The sequence below is a fragment of the Janthinobacterium sp. P210005 genome, from assembly GCF_036231865.1.
Taxonomy (GTDB): domain Bacteria; phylum Pseudomonadota; class Gammaproteobacteria; order Burkholderiales; family Burkholderiaceae_D; genus Janthinobacterium; species Janthinobacterium kumbetense.
The window spans coordinates 223842-238868 of sequence record NZ_JAZARC010000001.1; the positions used below are offsets into that span (position 1 = coordinate 223842).

Annotated in this window: 15 protein-coding genes; 8 read left to right on the top strand and 7 right to left on the bottom strand. The window is 66.6% G+C overall.

All coding sequences use genetic code 11. The features are described from left to right. Window positions 1-19: 19 nt before the first annotated feature. Both VPH40_RS00955 and VPH40_RS00960 read left to right on the top strand, forming a co-directional pair. Window positions 20-3166 carry an efflux RND transporter permease subunit gene (locus VPH40_RS00955; RefSeq protein ID WP_328572343.1) on the top strand — a complete coding sequence of 1049 codons (3147 nt, stop codon included), beginning with the start codon at window positions 20-22 and terminating at the stop codon, window positions 3164-3166. Next, window positions 3166-4554, top strand: a complete 1389-nt coding sequence (locus VPH40_RS00960; protein WP_328572344.1) for an efflux transporter outer membrane subunit — start codon at window positions 3166-3168, stop codon at window positions 4552-4554. The genes VPH40_RS00955 and VPH40_RS00960 overlap by 1 nt, the downstream gene beginning before the upstream one ends. 3 nt (window positions 4555-4557) lie before the next feature. Here the strand turns inward: VPH40_RS00960 and VPH40_RS00965 are convergent, their stop codons facing one another. The 4 genes from VPH40_RS00965 to VPH40_RS00980 are packed head-to-tail and all read right to left on the bottom strand — an operon-like array spanning window position 4558 to window position 6834. Continuing rightward, complete coding sequence (locus VPH40_RS00965; RefSeq protein WP_328572345.1) at window positions 4558-5370, bottom strand: hypothetical protein; 813 nt, start codon at window positions 5368-5370, stop codon at window positions 4558-4560. A gap of 37 nt (window positions 5371-5407) precedes the next feature. Then, entirely contained in the window at window positions 5408-5944 is a 537-nt protein-coding gene (locus tag VPH40_RS00970) for a contractile injection system tape measure protein (RefSeq protein WP_328572346.1), read from the bottom strand. A gap of 4 nt (window positions 5945-5948) precedes the next feature. Beyond that, on the bottom strand, window positions 5949-6524 hold the full coding sequence (locus VPH40_RS00975) for an Hcp family type VI secretion system effector (RefSeq protein WP_328572347.1): 576 nt from the start codon (window positions 6522-6524) through the stop codon (window positions 5949-5951). Between the two features lie 22 nt (window positions 6525-6546). Beyond that, a complete protein-coding gene (locus tag VPH40_RS00980; protein WP_328572348.1) occupies window positions 6547-6834 on the bottom strand; it encodes a DUF6150 family protein in 288 nt (95 codons plus the stop codon). A 257-nt stretch (window positions 6835-7091) separates the two neighbouring features. Between VPH40_RS00980 and VPH40_RS00985 the strand changes: the two genes are divergently transcribed. From VPH40_RS00985 to VPH40_RS01000, 4 genes are all read left to right on the top strand, one after another. Continuing rightward, the gene (locus VPH40_RS00985; protein WP_328572349.1) at window positions 7092-8372 is read left to right on the top strand and encodes an arsenic transporter; all 1281 of its coding nucleotides are present in this window, start codon (window positions 7092-7094) and stop codon (window positions 8370-8372) included. Between the two features lie 46 nt (window positions 8373-8418). Beyond that, on the top strand, window positions 8419-9048 hold the full coding sequence (locus tag VPH40_RS00990; protein ID WP_328572350.1) for an NAD-dependent dehydratase: 630 nt from the start codon (window positions 8419-8421) through the stop codon (window positions 9046-9048). A 45-nt stretch (window positions 9049-9093) separates the two neighbouring features. Next, on the top strand, window positions 9094-9543 hold the full coding sequence (locus tag VPH40_RS00995) for a GNAT family N-acetyltransferase (protein WP_328572351.1): 450 nt from the start codon (window positions 9094-9096) through the stop codon (window positions 9541-9543). A 159-nt stretch (window positions 9544-9702) separates the two neighbouring features. Next, entirely contained in the window at window positions 9703-10971 is a 1269-nt protein-coding gene (locus VPH40_RS01000) for a nucleotide disphospho-sugar-binding domain-containing protein (RefSeq protein WP_328572352.1), read from the top strand. A 5-nt stretch (window positions 10972-10976) separates the two neighbouring features. On the opposite strand, the gene VPH40_RS01005 is transcribed toward VPH40_RS01000, so the two are convergent. The 3 genes from VPH40_RS01005 to VPH40_RS01015 form a co-directional block, all read right to left on the bottom strand. Continuing rightward, the gene (locus tag VPH40_RS01005) at window positions 10977-11912 is read right to left on the bottom strand and encodes a DUF2145 domain-containing protein (protein ID WP_328572353.1); all 936 of its coding nucleotides are present in this window, start codon (window positions 11910-11912) and stop codon (window positions 10977-10979) included. Next, on the bottom strand, window positions 11909-12340 hold the full coding sequence (locus VPH40_RS01010) for a hypothetical protein (RefSeq protein WP_099664287.1): 432 nt from the start codon (window positions 12338-12340) through the stop codon (window positions 11909-11911). Before VPH40_RS01010 ends, VPH40_RS01005 begins: the two co-directional genes overlap by 4 nt. 92 nt (window positions 12341-12432) lie before the next feature. Beyond that, complete coding sequence (locus VPH40_RS01015) at window positions 12433-13299, bottom strand: HDOD domain-containing protein (protein ID WP_328572354.1); 867 nt, start codon at window positions 13297-13299, stop codon at window positions 12433-12435. A gap of 206 nt (window positions 13300-13505) precedes the next feature. Here VPH40_RS01015 and VPH40_RS01020 point away from each other — a divergent pair, with 206 nt between their 5' ends. Both VPH40_RS01020 and VPH40_RS01025 read left to right on the top strand, forming a co-directional pair. After that, window positions 13506-14591 carry an alpha/beta hydrolase gene (locus VPH40_RS01020; protein ID WP_328572355.1) on the top strand — a complete coding sequence of 362 codons (1086 nt, stop codon included), beginning with the start codon at window positions 13506-13508 and terminating at the stop codon, window positions 14589-14591. Further along, window positions 14591-14998, top strand: a complete 408-nt coding sequence (locus VPH40_RS01025; RefSeq protein WP_328573321.1) for a carboxymuconolactone decarboxylase family protein — start codon at window positions 14591-14593, stop codon at window positions 14996-14998. Before VPH40_RS01020 ends, VPH40_RS01025 begins: the two co-directional genes overlap by 1 nt. Window positions 14999-15027: the final 29 nt, after the last annotated feature.

The window sequence follows — 15027 nt, forward strand, 5'->3', positions numbered from 1 at the left end:
ACAATGAAAGTCTAAGCACATGCCTCAATTTTTCATCAACCGCCCCGTCTTCGCGTGGGTGGTGGCGGTCTTCATCGTCCTGTTCGGACTGATCGCCATACCGCAATTGCCGATTGCGCGCTTCCCCTCGGTGGCGCCGCCCAGCGTCAGCATCAGCGCCAACTACCCTGGCGCCACGCCGCAAACCATGAACGATTCCGTGGTGGGCTTGATCGAACGCGAACTGTCGGGCGTCAAGCACCTGCTGTATTTCGAGTCGTCCACCGATACGTCGGGCTCGGCCTCGATCACCGTCACCTTCCAGCCGGGCACGAATCCGGAAATGGCGCAGGTGGACGTGCAAAACCGCCTGAAAGCCATCGAGCCGCGCCTGCCGCAAGCCGTGCGGCAAAACGGCTTGACGGTGGAATCGGCGTCGTCCGGCTTTTTGATGATCGTCAGTTTGATCTCGGACAATGGCCAGCACGACGAAGTGGCGCTGGGCGACTACCTGGCGCGCAACGTGACGGAAGAACTGCGCCGCATTCCCGGCGTGGGCAAGGTGCAGCTGTTCGGTTCCGAGCGCGCCATGCGCATCTGGGTCGATCCGGCCAAGCTGGTGTCGTACAACATCGCCATGGGCGAGCTGACGGCCGCCATCGCGCAGCAAAATGCGCAGATCGCGCCGGGCCGCCTGGGCGACTCGCCCGCCGTGCACGGCCAGCGCGTGACCATCCCGCTGACGGTGCAGGGCCAGCTGCAAACGCCGGCCGAATTTGCCGCCATCGTGCTGCGCGCGAATCCCGATGGCTCGAAAGTGACCATCGGCGACGTGGCGAAAGTGTCGCTGGGCGCGCAAAGCTTCAATTTCAGCATCCGCGAAAACGGACAAGCCGCGTCGGGCGCCGCCATCATGCTGTCGCCGGGCGCCAACGCCGTGCAGACGGCGGCCGCCGTGCGCGCGCGCATGGCCGAACTGGCGCACACCATGCCGGCCGGGATCAAGTATTCGGTGCCCTTCGATACGGCGCCGTTCGTGAAGATCTCGATCGAAAAGGTCGTCGTCACCTTGCTGGAGGCGATGGTGCTGGTGTTCCTCGTCATGTACCTGTTCCTGCAAAAGATACGCTACACCTTGATTCCCGCCATCGTCGCGCCGATCGCCCTGATGGGGACGTTTACGGTGATGCTGCTGGCCGGCTATTCCGTCAACGTGCTGACCATGTTCGGCATGGTGCTGGCCATCGGCATCATCGTCGATGACGCCATCGTCGTGGTGGAAGCGGTGGAGCGCCTGATGGCGACCGAAGGCTTGTCGCCGAAGGAAGCGACATCCAAAGCCATGCGCGAAATCACGGGCGCCGTGGTGGGCATCACCCTGGTGCTGACGGCCGTGTTCATCCCGATGGCGCTGGCCAGCGGTTCCGTGGGCGCCATCTATCGCCAGTTCACCCTGGCCATGGCCGTGTCGATCCTGTTCTCGGCGTTTTTGGCGCTGACCCTGACGCCGGCCCTGTGCGCCACGATGTTGAAACCCATCGGCCCGCACGACCATGACAAGAAGGGATTCTTCCTGTGGTTCGACCGCCAGTTTGAGCGCATGACGGCGCGCTATGAAAAGGGCGTGGTGGCGATGCTCAAACGCGCTGGGCGCTCGATGGTGCTGTACGGCGCCATCGTCGCGGCGCTGGGTGTGGCCTTCATGCAGCTGCCGTCGGCCTTCCTGCCGGAAGAAGACCAGGGCTATTTCATTACTTCGATCCAGCTGCCGTCCGACGCCACCATGGAGCGCACGCTCGATGTCGTCAAGTTGTACGAACAGCACGTGGCCACGCGGCCCGGCATTGAGGTAAATCAATCGATCCTCGGCTTCAGCTTTTCCGGCGCGGGGCCGAATGCGGGCCTGGCGTTCACCATGCTGAAGGACTGGAAACAGCGCAACGGCGCCACGGCGCAGGAAGAAGTGGCGCTGGCGCAGGCCGCCATGTCGCAGGCGAAGGAGGGCGTGATCATGAGCCTGATGCCGCCCGCCATCGATGAACTGGGCAACTCGTCCGGCTTTTCCCTGCGCCTGCAAGACCGCGCCAACCAGGGCATCGCTGCCCTGCAGGCGGCGCAAAACCAGTTGCTGGGCCTGGCCGCGCAAAGCGGCAAGGTGGCGGGTGTGTATCCGGACGGCTTGCCGCCCGGCGCCAGCGTGCGCCTCGATATCGACCGCACCAAGGCGGAAGCGCTGGGCGTGTCGTTTACGGCCATCGCCGACATGCTGACGGCGGCCATGGGGTCGACCTACGTCAACGATTTCCCGAATGCGGGCCGCATGCAGCAAGTGATCATCCAGGCCGATGCGCCGTCGCGCATGCAGCTGAACGACGTGCTGGCCTTGCGCATTCGCAATAACGCGGGCGGCATGGTGGCCCTGGGCGAACTGGTGCGCCCCGTGTGGAGCGAGTCGCCGCTGCAGCTGGTGCGCTACCAGGGTTATCCGGCGGCGCGCATTTCGGGCAGCGCGGCGCCCGGCGTGTCCAGCGGCGACGCCATGCTGGAAATGGAGCGGCTCGTGAAGCAATTGCCGCCCGGTTTCGCGCTGGCGTGGACGGGGCAGTCGCTGCAAGAGAAGGAATCGGCGTCGCAAGCGCCCATGCTGATGGCGCTGTCGATGCTGGTGGTGTTCCTCGTGCTGGCGGCCCTGTATGAAAGCTGGAGCATTCCCGTCTCCGTCATGCTGGTCGTGCCGTTGGGCTTGCTGGGCGCCGTGCTGGCCGTGATGTTGCGCGGCATGCCGAACGACGTGTTCTTCAAGGTCGGCATGATCACGATTATTGGTCTTTCCGCGAAGAACGCCATCCTGATCGTCGAATATGCGCGCCAGTTGCAGGCGCAGGGCAAGGGACTGGTCGAGGCGACGGTGGAAGCGGCCAGGTTGCGCTTGCGCCCGATCCTGATGACGTCGCTGGCGTTCGCGCTGGGCGTGGTGCCGCTGATGCTGGCCACGGGCGCCAGCGCCGAGACGCAGCATGCGATCGGCACGGGCGTGTTCGGCGGCATGATTACCGCCACCGTGCTGGCCGTGTTTTTCGTGCCCGTGTTCTTTGTCGTGGTGCTGGGCGCCGTCGACAAGATGGACCGTTATTTCAACAAACGCAGTAATCGCATCGCCGTCAAGGCGGTGGAAGGAGAGTTGTAATGCGTTTGATTTTTATCACGCCGCTGGCCGCGCTGGCCTTGTCGGCCTGTTCATTGACGCCGCCGCTGGTCAAACCGGCGCCGCTGATTCCCGCCGCGTATGCCGAGGCCGCCGCGCCAGGCACGGCCGACACCGCGGCCAACCTGGGCTGGCGCCAGATGCTGCTCGACGCGCGCCTGCAGCGCCTGGTCGACATCGCGCTGGAAAACAACCGCGACCTGCGCGTGGCGTCCCTCAACGTGGAAGCCGTGCGGGCCCAGTACCAGATCCAGGATGCGGGCCGCTATCCGGCGATTGGTCTCAACGGCGGCGGCACGCGCCAGCGCGCTGCCGATGCCACGGGACAAAATCCCACGGTGCAAAACCAGTTTACGGCCGGCATCGCCATGAGCGCGTTCGAAATCGACCTGTTCGGCCGGCTGCGCTCGCTGTCGGAGGCCGCCTTTGCGCGCTACCTGGCCACGCAGCAGGGCCAGCGGGCCGCCCACATGGCCCTGATCGGCGCCGTGGCCGACGCCTACCTGGAACAGCGGCTGGCCGAGGAACAGCTAGCGCTGGCCCGGCAAACCCTGCTCGACTGGCGCCAGGCCCTCGTCTTGACGCAGCGCCTGCACGGCGCGCAGCAGGGCAGCGGTCTTGATGTAGCGCAAGCCGAAGGGCAGGCGGCCACGGCGGAAGCGGACGTGCAGGCCCGCGAGCGGGCCACTGCCCTGGCGCGCAACAACCTGGCACTGTTGCTGGGCGCGCCGTTGCCCGTCGACTTGCCGGCGGGCCGGCCGCTCGACGGCCAGCCCGTGCTGACGCAGCTGCCGCCCGGCCTGCCGTCGGACTTGCTGGCGCGCCGTCCCGACATCCTGCAGGCGGAATACGCGCTGGTGGCGGCGAATGCGGAAATCGGCGCCGCGCGCGCCGCCTTCTTCCCGCGCCTGTCGCTGACGGCGCAGCTGGGCCTGGCCAGCCCGGAACTGGGCGACCTGTTCCGAGGCGGCGCGCGCAGCTGGTCGTTCGCGCCGCAAGTGACGCAGCCGCTGTTCCAGGGCGGCCAGCTGCGCGCGGAATTGCAGCTGTCGCGCCTGCGCAAGGACGTGGCCGTGCTGCAATACGAGCAAGCGATCCAGGCGGCGTTTCGCGACGTGCGCGACGGCCTGGCGGGCAGCGCCACGTATGCGCAGCAGATCGCCGCGCAGGAACGCGTGGTGACGGCGGCGCAGCAGCGCCAGCGCCTGTCGCAGCTGCGCTACGACGCGGGCCAGGACAGCCGGCTGGAATTGCTCGACGCGCAGCGTCAGTCGTATGCGGCGCAGCAAGCCTTGCTCGACGCGCGGCGCGACCAGTTCAAGTCGGCCGTGGCCCTGTACAAGGCGCTGGGGGGAGGGCTGGAGGAGTAGGAACTATGCGCGCTTTGCCGACGGTGCAAGGGCCAGCGACCACGATCCCTTGCCCGGATGCAGCGTATAGACGACCAGGGTGCCGTCGCCGCTGGAGTCGGCCAGCACGGCTGCCACGCCGTGCGCGGGATCGCCGGACAGGGCGCGCATGTCGAAGCTTGGCATGCCCAGGCGGCTCCACCTCGGCTGGGCGCCCATGTCCAGCATGAACAACAGTCCCTCGCCGTAGGCGATGAAGCCATCCTGAAAATTCCCCGTCACCATCTCGAAGGCGAGCGGTGGCGCCGGCAGCGCCGTCCAGGCGTCGCCGGTGCCACCGCTCTTCAGCTTAGCTGCCGCGCCGTCGGCCAGCGCCAGCATGCCATGCTGCCAGCAGCCGGCGATCAGCGTGGCCTTGTCACTGAACGGCGGGGCGGCGCAGGCTTGCCATTCGCTCCGGCCGCCAGCGGCGGGGCCGTCCAGCCGGTACAGGCGGCCGTCGGCGGCCAGCAGCAGGTAGCCCTCCAGGGGGCCGCCCGCCAGGCCGGCGATGCCCGTGCCGGCAGGCGGCAAGGCGACGTCCTTCCAGCGCGCATTCGGCTGGCCCAGGACGGCGAGGTAGCGGATGGCCGTGCCGTGGGCCACCGTGACGAAGCCCGCGCCGTCGCCGCGCAGGCAGGCAAACGCAGCTTCGCCGGGCACGAAGCCGGCGGCCTGCGGGGACGCCATCCACGCCGACCATGTTTCAACCTGGCCCAGGCTGCGTACCGCGCCATCGTCGCCCAGCAGCACGATGCCGGTTGCGGGGTTGCCGGCGATGCGGATGTAGTTGCTCATGTGGGTTTCCTCGTGGAAGTATCGGTCTGCTGCGGGGCTACCATGTCACATGCAAGGGCTGCCGCATCCATGGATGCCGGATGATGCCCATGGACCATGGCAGCTGGTGCATGAGCACATCGACAGTCTTGCGTTGCACGGCCAGGGCGGCGTCTGCGCCGCGCCATTGCAGCCGGCCTGCGCGCTGCAGGAAGGTTGCGCGCAAGGCCGTGATCGAGACGGAGCCACTGGCGGGCCAGTTGACGATGACGGCATGCAGCAGTTGGTCGCATAGCGTCAGTTCGTCCTGGCCAAGGTCGACGGGCGGTGCGGGGAAGTCAAGGGGCAGGCCGCACAGCAGCTTGTTCAGCGACAGTGCCTGCTCCTGCTCCGGTGCGTCGCTCCTGCCATCGACCAGGTATTGCAGCAAGTGAACGGCGCGCGCGCCGTGTTCGCCGCGCAGCTGCGGCCTGCCATCGCCGCCAGTGGCGAGCAAGTCCAGCCGCTGGAACATTGCCGGCAGGAACGGGTGGAGCAGCGCCAGGCCGGCGTTGCCGATGTCGGCGATGTCAGTCGCGTGTACAGCGTCGTTCATGTGCTTATCCTGTAAATGCCCCGATCGGGCGGTTGCGCGCCAGGCTCCAGCCCGTCGTCTGCTGGTCGCCGAGCTGGACGTCGGCCTGCTGCAAGCTGTACGTCCAGAGGATTTCCGTAAAGTTCAGCTTGAACTGCTCGGTGGGCATGTCGTCGGGATGGGTTTGCAGCTGGATTTCGCTGATCAGGGCGTCTCGCAGGGCGATGGTGATGATGTTGGCCGTCTTGTCGCCCGTCTGGCGGGTGATGTACAGCCTGGTCGGCTGGTCCGGGCCGCTGCCCAGCGGCTTCGCCCGCAGGCACAGATCGTACAGTTTGACCGAGGTCGCATCGACATACTTGACGCAGGTAAATTCGGTGATGACGGGCCGGCCGGACGTGCGCGCAGAGTTGCTGACGTCGGTCGTTATTTGCTGCTTCATGCCTTGATGTAATGACACCAGCTCGATGTACCGGCCCACGCCCCACAGCGCGGCGGCGTCGCGCCAGATGGCGTCGATACCGCCGCTCTTGCTTTCACCGTCCGGCGCCTTGCCGAACACGAGTTCCCCGTCGCCGGGTTCCAGTAAGATCAAATCCATGACGAATTCCTCCGCTTGATGGTCAGGTGCCGCCGTGCGACAGGCAACCTTTAAATCGGTGTGGCCGGGCCCAGCCTGCCTCGCCCGCGTGGTCGACAAAGCAGATGGTCAGTTGCGCGAAGCCTTGCGAAGTGAAATACACGCTGGCCGAGGCGTCCTTCCGCTCACGGGTGAGGAACCAATGGGCGTCGCCATGCGCCAGGCCCCAGCTGCTCACCCGTTGCACCAGCAAGTCGGCGTTGCCGCGCTGCACGATGGCCACGCGCACGTCCGCTTCGCCCATATTGTTGGTGTGGTAAATGCGCGCCATGTATGCTTCCTTGTTCGATCCTAGTGTCAACGGTGCTGCGACTATACACCGATTAAATTGCTTAAAGACAATCATAAATGCTGGCGCCCACTTTTTTTTGCGCCGCCGGCCTCCCGGCTGGCATGGCGCTGCAGTGAGGCGCAAGCACTGCGGTTTTGCATTGATTCAATAATTCCAGTAATATAGAAGTATTGTTTTATTTCACAGGCTGCGGCGCATGGTGCCCGCGACGCCGCATTGCACGGGACCATTACCGCATGCTGACCGCTTTCCTGATCTTCCTCGCCACCCTCATCCTCGTCATCTGGCAGCCGCGTGGCCTGGGCATCGGCTGGAGCGCCGTCATCGGCGCCTGCGTCGCCTTGCTGGCCGGCGTCATCCACTGGGGCGACATCCCCGTCGTCTGGCACATCGTGTGGAACGCCACCGGCACATTCATCGCCGTGATCATCATCAGCCTGCTGCTGGACGCGGCCGGCTTCTTCGAATGGGCCGCCTTGCACGTGGCGCGCTGGGGCGGCGGCAGCGGCAGAAAACTGTTCGTGCTGCTGGTCTTGCTGGGCGCCCTCGTTTCCGCCGTGTTCGCCAACGACGGCGCCGCGCTGATCCTCACGCCCATTGTCATCGCCATGCTGCGGGCGCTGAAGTTTTCCGCCAAGGCCACCCTGGCCTACGTGATGGCGGCCGGCTTCATCGCCGACACGGCCAGCCTGCCGCTGGTGGTGTCGAACCTGGTGAACATCGTCTCGGCCGATTTCTTCAAGATCGGCTTTGCCGAGTACGCGTCTGTGATGGTGCCCGTCAACGTCGTCGCCGTGCTGGCCACCCTGGCGGCCTTGTTGCTCTTTTTCCACCAGGATATTCCCCGCGACTATGCAGTGGCGCAGCTGAAACGTCCGGACGCCGCCATCCGCGACCTGGCCACCTTCCGCGCCGGCTGGCTGGTGCTGGTGCTGCTGCTGGTGGGCTTTTTCTCGCAGGAAAGCCTTGGCGTGCCCATCAGCCTGATCGCCGCCGTGGGCGCCGCGCTGCTGCTGGGCGTGGCCGGCAAGGGCCACGTGATTTCCACGCGCTACGTGCTGCGCCATGCGCCATGGCACATCGTTATCTTTTCGCTGGGCATGTACCTGGTCGTGTACGGCTTGCGCAATGCGGGCTTGACGGCTTACCTGACGGGCATGCTGAACCACTTTGCGCAGTACGGCGTGTGGGGCGCGGCCATGGGCACGGGCGTGCTGACGGCGTTATTGTCGTCCGTGATGAACAACTTGCCGACGGTGCTCGTGGGCGCCCTGGCCATCGACCCGACGACGGCGCAGGGGGCCGTGCGCGAAGCGATGATCTACGCGAACGTCATCGGCAGCGACCTGGGACCGAAGATCACGCCGATCGGCAGCCTGGCCACCTTGCTGTGGTTGCACGTGCTCGACAGCAAGAACATCCACATTTCCTGGGGATACTATTTCCGCGTCGGCATCGTGCTGACCGTGCCCGTGCTGCTGGTGACCCTGGCCGCGCTGGCGCTGCGCCTGTCCTGAGTTCCGTGTATGGTGGTGGCTGTGAGCAACTTTATACTGGGATGCAATGAAATTACTGCTCGTAGGCGCTACCGGTCTCGTCGGCAGCGAAGTGCTGCGCCTGGCGTTGATGGATGCGCGGATCACGGCCATCGTGGCGCCCGTGCGGCGACCGCTGCCGTCGCATCCCAAGCTGGCCGCGCCGCTCATTGATTTCGATCAATTGCCGCCTGACGCATCGTGGTGGCAGGCGGACGCCGTCATCTGCACCCTGGGCACGACGATGAAGGTGGCCGGCACCCGGCAAATATTCTCTCGCGTGGACCACGACTATCCGCTGGCCGTGGCGCGGCTGGCGCTGGCGGCCGGCACGCCAGTCTATGTGCTCAATTCCGCGGCCGGCGCCAACGCCGCTTCGCGCATCTTCTATAACCGCGTCAAGGGCGAGCTGGAACGCGACCTGCAAGCGCTGGGTTTTCGTTCGCTCACGTACGTGCGGCCGGGCCTGATCGGCGGCGAGCGCGCCGTGGCGCGGGCGGGCGAGGGCGCCGCCTTGCGCATCCTGCGCGTGCTCGGTCCCGTGCTGCCGCGCCGCTGGCGCATCAATCCCGCGCCGCGCATCGCCAGCGCCTTGCTGGAAGCGGCGCTGGCCGCCGCGCCGGGCGTGCATGTGGTGACGTCGGAGCAGCTGCTGTGAGTGCGCGCCCGTGTAATTTCCCTTCCTGTTTCTGAAAGGATAGCAATGCAGACTGTACGTCCTTACCAGGCCGGCGACCGCGATGCCTGCCTGGCCCTGTTCGACGGCAATACACCGCGCTTTTTCGACCCGTCCGAGCGCGCGGACTTTGCCGCCTGGCTCGATACCTCGACGCATCCCTACCTGGTCATTCTGCGCGACGGCCGCATCGTCGCCTGCGGCGGCCATGCCATCGAGGCGGGCGGCAGCGCCGCCAGCCTGTGCTGGGGCATGGTGGCGCAGGATGCGCATGGCCAGGGACTGGGCCGGGCGCTGACGCAGGCGCGCCTGGACGCCATCCGCGCCGTGCCGGGCATCACCAGCGTGCGCATGAATACCAGCCAGCACACGCAAGGCTTTTATGCGGGCTACGGTTTCGTGACGGTCAACGTGACGCCGGACGGCTTCGGGCCGGGCATCGATCGATGGGACATGGTGCTGCAACTGCCGGTGTAGCGGCGGCAGGCATGGCGCCGTGCCGTGCTCAATAATTGATTGAAATGCTAACGTTAATCGCTTACTATCGTTGGGTGTTTCAACTAGGAAAGATGCCCATGCACCCCTCGTTCTTGCTTGATTTCCCGCTGAAAATTGCCGCCAGGCACGGATGGCTGCATGGCTGATCCATCCCCGCTCGTCATCATCGCCAGCAGCGGCACCGGCGGCGACATGCAGCCGTTTATCGCGCTGGCGCAGGGCTTGCAGCAACGGGGCCGGCGCGTGCTGCTGCTGGTGCCGGGCTGGCAGGAAGCGGCCGCGCAGGCGTCAAAGTTGCCGTATCGTACCTTCGGCAGCGCGGAAGAGGGGCAGGCCATGCTGGGCAACCCCGGCCTGTGGGATGAACGCAAGGGCTGGGGCGTGGTGTGGAACGGCCTCGTGCCGCACCTGGGCGCCGTGCGCGACATCGTGCAAGGCTTGCCGGCCAACGAGGCTTGCGTGGTGCTGTGCCATCCCATCCTCGTGCCGATGGCGGCCCTGGCGCGTTCCGTGCGCCCGGACTTGCGCATCGTCGCGGCGTATCTGGCGCCATCGAACCTGTGCAGCAGCCATGATTTCCTGACGGCCGGTTCGCTGCGCATTCCCGCCTGGGTGCCACTGGCCTGGCGCCAGGCCCTGTGGCGCATGATCCACCGCGCCATGATCGACCCGGTGCTGCTGCCTGGGCTGAACGGCGCGCGCGCGCAGCACGGCTTGCCGCCGGAAGCGCATTTTTTTGGACACATGCTGGCCGCGCCGGACGCCTCGCTGGGACTGTTTCCCGCCTGGTTCGCCGCGCCGCAGGCGGATTGGCCGCCGTACTTCGCGCAAGCCGATTTCACCGCCGCCGCCATGCCTGGCGCCGCAGCGCTGCCGCCGGAACTCGAACGTTTTCTGGGCGAGGGCGAGCCGCCCATCGTGTTTACGCCCGGTACCGGCCACCAGCACGCGCAACGCTATTTCAGCATCGCCCTGGACGTCTTGCGGCGGCTGGGGCGGCGCGGCCTGTTCCTTACGCCCCATGCGGCGCAAGTGCCGCAGCATTTGCCGGCTGGCGTGCTGTGGCAGGCGCACGCGCCGTTCGCGGCGCTGTTGCCGCGCGTGGCGGCCGTGGTGCATCACGGCGGCATCGGCACCAGCGCGGACGCTTTCCGCGCGGGCATCCCGCAACTGATCGTGCCGTTCGCGTACGACCAGTTCGACAATGGCTGGCGCGCCAAACGGCTCGGTGTGGGGGAAGTCTTGCTGGCCAAGCGCTTGTCTGCCGGGCGCATGCAGCGGCAGCTGGCGCGCCTGCTGGACGCGCCCGAAGTCAGGCTGGCGTGCGGCGAGCTGGCCCGCCGGATGGGGCAGGGGCTCGAATCAGCGCGCCTACTGGATCACGTCGAAGCGGTCCTGGCCGCTTAGTCTGCCTAAGGAAGCCAGGTATCGTCGAGGGCGATGACCCGGTCGTTTGCGCCGGGCACGCAGCCGTCGGCGATCGGTTCCCAGCCCCGGTGCACCACCACCTGCTTGCCGTCGTGGCAGATTTCCACGCGTTCGCTGGCGGGCAGGCGCTGGCGCGCGAACGCTTCCAGGCTGGCCGGCAGGCTCACCGCCAGCTGCATCGAGCGAATTGCCTCAGGCGGGTGGTCATCCATGTGCACGAGGGGCACGAAGATGGAGCCGAGCATCAGCCAGCGCGCACCCACGTCGACGGGGGCGGGCGCATATGGTGCGGCGCGCAGCCAGTCCTGGGCGCGGGCGCGCAAGTCGCCGCCTGCCGCCAGCTCGCCCCAGGCCGAGGCCAGCATTTCCACCACCCATTGATTGCAATTCTGGTATGTCAAATTGAAAGCATACGCGTTGGCGCTGTAGCGGCCCGCCAGCAACTGCTGCACGCGCACGGGGTCGAGCAGGGCGCGGCGCAGGGGCGGCACGGTTTCGGCCGGCAATTTCACGAGCGAGATGTAGCCCAGCGCCGGGTTTTCCGTGCCCATGGCGAAACCGGCCGTGCCCTGGTCGAAGATGCGCGGGCGGCCTTCGTCGCAGGCGTAGTACAGCTGGCGCGCGGACCAGCCACTGTCATTGTCGTGGCGCCAGGCCAGCGCGGCGTGCGAATAGCGGATGCCGAAGCGGGCCAGGTCCAGGCCGGAACGGCTGATCAGGGCCACGCTGCCTTCGCTGGCGGCCAGTTCCTCGCGCACGACGGCGGCAAAGCGCAAGAGCCGGTCCTGTTCCGTGGCCGTGAGTTCCTGGGCGCGGTCGCAAAAGCGCGAGGAGGACATGGAGGTGCCCGCCTGGGCGGCGCCAGCCAGGACGAGCGCGGCGCAGCCGGCCAGCAGCGGCGCCAGTTTGCGCAAAATCAAAGGCTGACGGGACGCGTGGCCATTTCGCCGTACCAGTCGTCGGCCAGCACGAGGAAGAAGGCGGCGCGCGTGTCGTTGCGCGAGAATTCGATGCCGTAGGCGCGGTTTTGCGCATGCACCACGTCGCCCTGCGCCAGCTGCTGCTTGTCGAGCGCCGCTTGCGGCAAGTCCAGCACCAGCGGCGTTGCCGTGGCGTCGGCCTGCATGGTCAAACGCGTCATGCCGGCGCGGCCCGGCACGGCGGCCACGTCGATGATGCGGTAGGGGCCATTGGCCACCTTGTTGTCGCGCGAAGAGCTGTTGCTCGAACCGTTGAGCGAATCGGAAATGCTGCCGCTCGACTGGGAACCGGCGCTGGAGGCCGAGGAAACGAAGCTGTCGGCGTTGGCGTTGCACGCCATGGTCAGAGCTGCGGCCAGGCCGAGCATGCGTAAGGAGGTAGTCAAGGCAGTTTTCCAGTGAGCATCAATGAAAGCGGACCGGGTCCATCCCGGCTCGCGCCATCATAGCAGATCGGCCATCAGCTGAGCAGTACCTCGATCAGGGCCTGCGCTTCGGCCGACGGCTGCGTGCGCAGCGCCTGCAGCACGGGATCATGCTCCAGATAGGCTTGCAGCGCCTCGCTGACGGTGACGCCGGCCTGCGGCAGCGGCGACGGGACGGGAGAGAGCGCCTTGGCCAGCAGCAGGGTGTCGCGCAAGCCCTCGGGCGGCAGCATGATGGTCGAGCCGGGCAAGGCGTTGACGGCGTCGGCTACCGGCAGCGGCACGCCCAGCTGGCGCATCAGCGCGCGGCCGATCACTTCCAGCGTGGATGCCATCTGCGTTTCCAGCTGGGCGTACAGGCCCGGAGTCTTGTCGGCCTGGGCCAGCAAATAAAAGCCGGCCACTTCATGCACGATGCCGGCGAACAGCGCCGTATCGGCGTCCGTCTGCGTGACGGTGGTGGCCAGCCCGTGCGCCAGCGCCGCCACGTGCACGGTGTGCGCCCACAGCTGGGTGGCGCGGGCGCGCAAGGCTTCGTCGCGGATGCCCGCGTTCAGCTGGCGGATGACGGCCGCCGTCGCCAGCGCATACAGGTTGCGGTGGCCCAGTCGCTCGACGGCGGCGCGCACGCTGGTGATGGCGGGCGCCTGGCCGGGCGAGAACAGGGCCGAATTGGCCAGCGCCACGGCGCGCGCCGACAAGGTCGGTTCGCACAGCAGCAAGCGGCTGATGTCGGCCGAGTGGCAATCCGGATTGGCCAGTTCCTTTTGCAGGAGCAGGGCCGTATTGATGCTGGTGGGAAAAGCCAGGGTTTCCGTTTCGGCGCTGGCCAAAAGTTGCGCCAGGCTGCTGAGCGTGTTGACGTGCATGGATAGGGGAGCGGGAAGTAGCAATGTCCCCATCTTATCAGGCAATCCAGGCCGCATGGCGCCCGGCTGCCTTCCCTGTCAGGCATGGCTGGCCGGCGGCGCCATTCATAAGCTGTACTTATAGACTTTAGTGGATTTGCCTGTCTATTCACGGTGGGCGAGGGCGGGTACGCTTGATCTGCCACAAGCGTGCCTCGTACGCGGCTTGTTCCATATCAATGTTTACAAGGAAAATACAGATGCGTGATGAAGTTCCCCAGCCGCAGCGGCGCACATTCCTGAACACCTCGCTGGCCATGGTGGCCGGCGGCGCCGGCATGGCCCTGGCAGGCACGGCCCAGGCGCAAGCGCCGGCGTCTGCGCCCACCCGGCCCATGGTCGTGGGCCATCCCCGGCGCAACGGCGTCGCTATCGAACGCGTCACGTTCCCCAACACCAGCGCGCAGACGGTCATCGCGGCGAACCTGTTCATGCCGGCCCGCTTCGACGCGGCCAAAAAATATCCCGCCATCGTCATCGGCCACCCGTTCGGCGGCGTGAAGGAACAGACGGCCGGCTTGCATGCGCAAAAACTGGCGGAACTGGGCTATGTGACCCTGGCGTTCGACGCTTCGCATTACGGCGACAGCAGCGGCTTGCCCCGCTACACGGAAGTGCCGGGCACGCGCGTGGGCGATTACAGCGCCTGCGTGGATTTCTTCAGCAATCATCCGGCCGTGGACCCGGCGCGCATCGGCGTGCTGGGCATTTGCGGTGGCGGCGGCTATGCCGTCAGCGCGGCGCAGGTCGACCACCGCATCCAGGCCATCGCCACCGTCAGCATGTACGACATGGGCCGCGCGCGCCGCCAGGGGCTGGGCGACACGCTCACCTACGAGCAGCGCATGAAGACCTTGGACGAGGTCGGCGAGCAGCGCACGCGCGAAGCGCGCGGCGAACCGCGGCGCGACATCCGCGCGCTGCCCGAGTCGGCCGGGCCGGACGCGCCGGAAATCGTGCGCGAATTCCTCGACTACTACGCCACGCCCCGGGGCCAGCACCCGCACTCGACCAGCTTGTACGCCTTGACGAGCCTGGCACCGATGATGAATTTCTTCCCGTTCGCGCAGATCGAGACGATCGCGCCGCGCCCGTTGCTGATGATCGTCGGCGAGCGCGCCGTCTCGGCCTACTTCAGCGAGGATGCGTACGCCAGGGCGGCGCAGCCGAAGGAACTGTTCGTCGTGCCAGGCGCCTCGCATGTGGACCTGTACGACCGGCCGCCCCATATCGCGCAGTCGCTGGCCAGGCTGGACGCCTTCTTTCGCCAGCACCTGGGGGCGTGATGGGCGTTTTCTCGAACAGCATGAAAGCGGGCTTCCTGGCGGCTTGCCTGGCGCTGCCCGTCTTTGCGCCAGCGCAAACGCTGGATGCGCAGAGCAAGCCGCCCTCGCGCGCGCAGCAATTGATGGGGGACCTTGCGCCGAAGATGGCCGACCTCACGGACAAGGTGCTTTACGGCGACATCTGGGAGCGTCCCCAGCTGTCCAAACGCGACCGCAGCCTGGTGACCGTCAGCGCGCTGGTGGCCATGCACCGTCCCGAGCAGCTGAAATCGCACCTGTTGCTGGCGCGCCAGAACGGCTTGACGGAGGACGAGCTGGTCGAGGCGATCACCCACCTGGCCTTCTATGCGGGCTGGCCGAATGCCGTCTCGGCGCTGGCCGTGGCGAAAGAAGTCTTCCGCAAATAACGACCGCCGCCCCGCGCGGCAAGAAAGGA

Bases quoted from the DNA above. Each gene is read 5' to 3' on its own strand.
- VPH40_RS00990 (WP_328572350.1), top strand. From the start codon at position 8,419: ATGAAATTACTGCTCGTAGGCGCTACCGGTCTCGTCGGCAGCGAAGTG.
- VPH40_RS00955 (WP_328572343.1), top strand. From the start codon at position 20: ATGCCTCAATTTTTCATCAACCGCCCCGTCTTCGCGTGGGTGGTGGCG.
- VPH40_RS00970 (WP_328572346.1), bottom strand. From the start codon at position 5,944: ATGAACGACGCTGTACACGCGACTGACATCGCCGACATCGGCAACGCC.
- VPH40_RS01000 (WP_328572352.1), top strand. From the start codon at position 9,703: ATGGCTGATCCATCCCCGCTCGTCATCATCGCCAGCAGCGGCACCGGC.
- VPH40_RS01020 (WP_328572355.1), top strand. From the start codon at position 13,506: ATGCGTGATGAAGTTCCCCAGCCGCAGCGGCGCACATTCCTGAACACC.
- VPH40_RS01010 (WP_099664287.1), bottom strand. From the start codon at position 12,340: ATGCTCGGCCTGGCCGCAGCTCTGACCATGGCGTGCAACGCCAACGCC.
- VPH40_RS01025 (WP_328573321.1), top strand. From the start codon at position 14,591: ATGGGCGTTTTCTCGAACAGCATGAAAGCGGGCTTCCTGGCGGCTTGC.
- VPH40_RS00980 (WP_328572348.1), bottom strand. From the start codon at position 6,834: ATGGCGCGCATTTACCACACCAACAATATGGGCGAAGCGGACGTGCGC.
- VPH40_RS01015 (WP_328572354.1), bottom strand. From the start codon at position 13,299: ATGGGGACATTGCTACTTCCCGCTCCCCTATCCATGCACGTCAACACG.
- VPH40_RS00965 (WP_328572345.1), bottom strand. From the start codon at position 5,370: ATGAGCAACTACATCCGCATCGCCGGCAACCCCGCAACCGGCATCGTG.
- VPH40_RS00960 (WP_328572344.1), top strand. From the start codon at position 3,166: ATGCGTTTGATTTTTATCACGCCGCTGGCCGCGCTGGCCTTGTCGGCC.
- VPH40_RS00975 (WP_328572347.1), bottom strand. From the start codon at position 6,524: ATGGATTTGATCTTACTGGAACCCGGCGACGGGGAACTCGTGTTCGGC.
- VPH40_RS00985 (WP_328572349.1), top strand. From the start codon at position 7,092: ATGCTGACCGCTTTCCTGATCTTCCTCGCCACCCTCATCCTCGTCATC.
- VPH40_RS00995 (WP_328572351.1), top strand. From the start codon at position 9,094: ATGCAGACTGTACGTCCTTACCAGGCCGGCGACCGCGATGCCTGCCTG.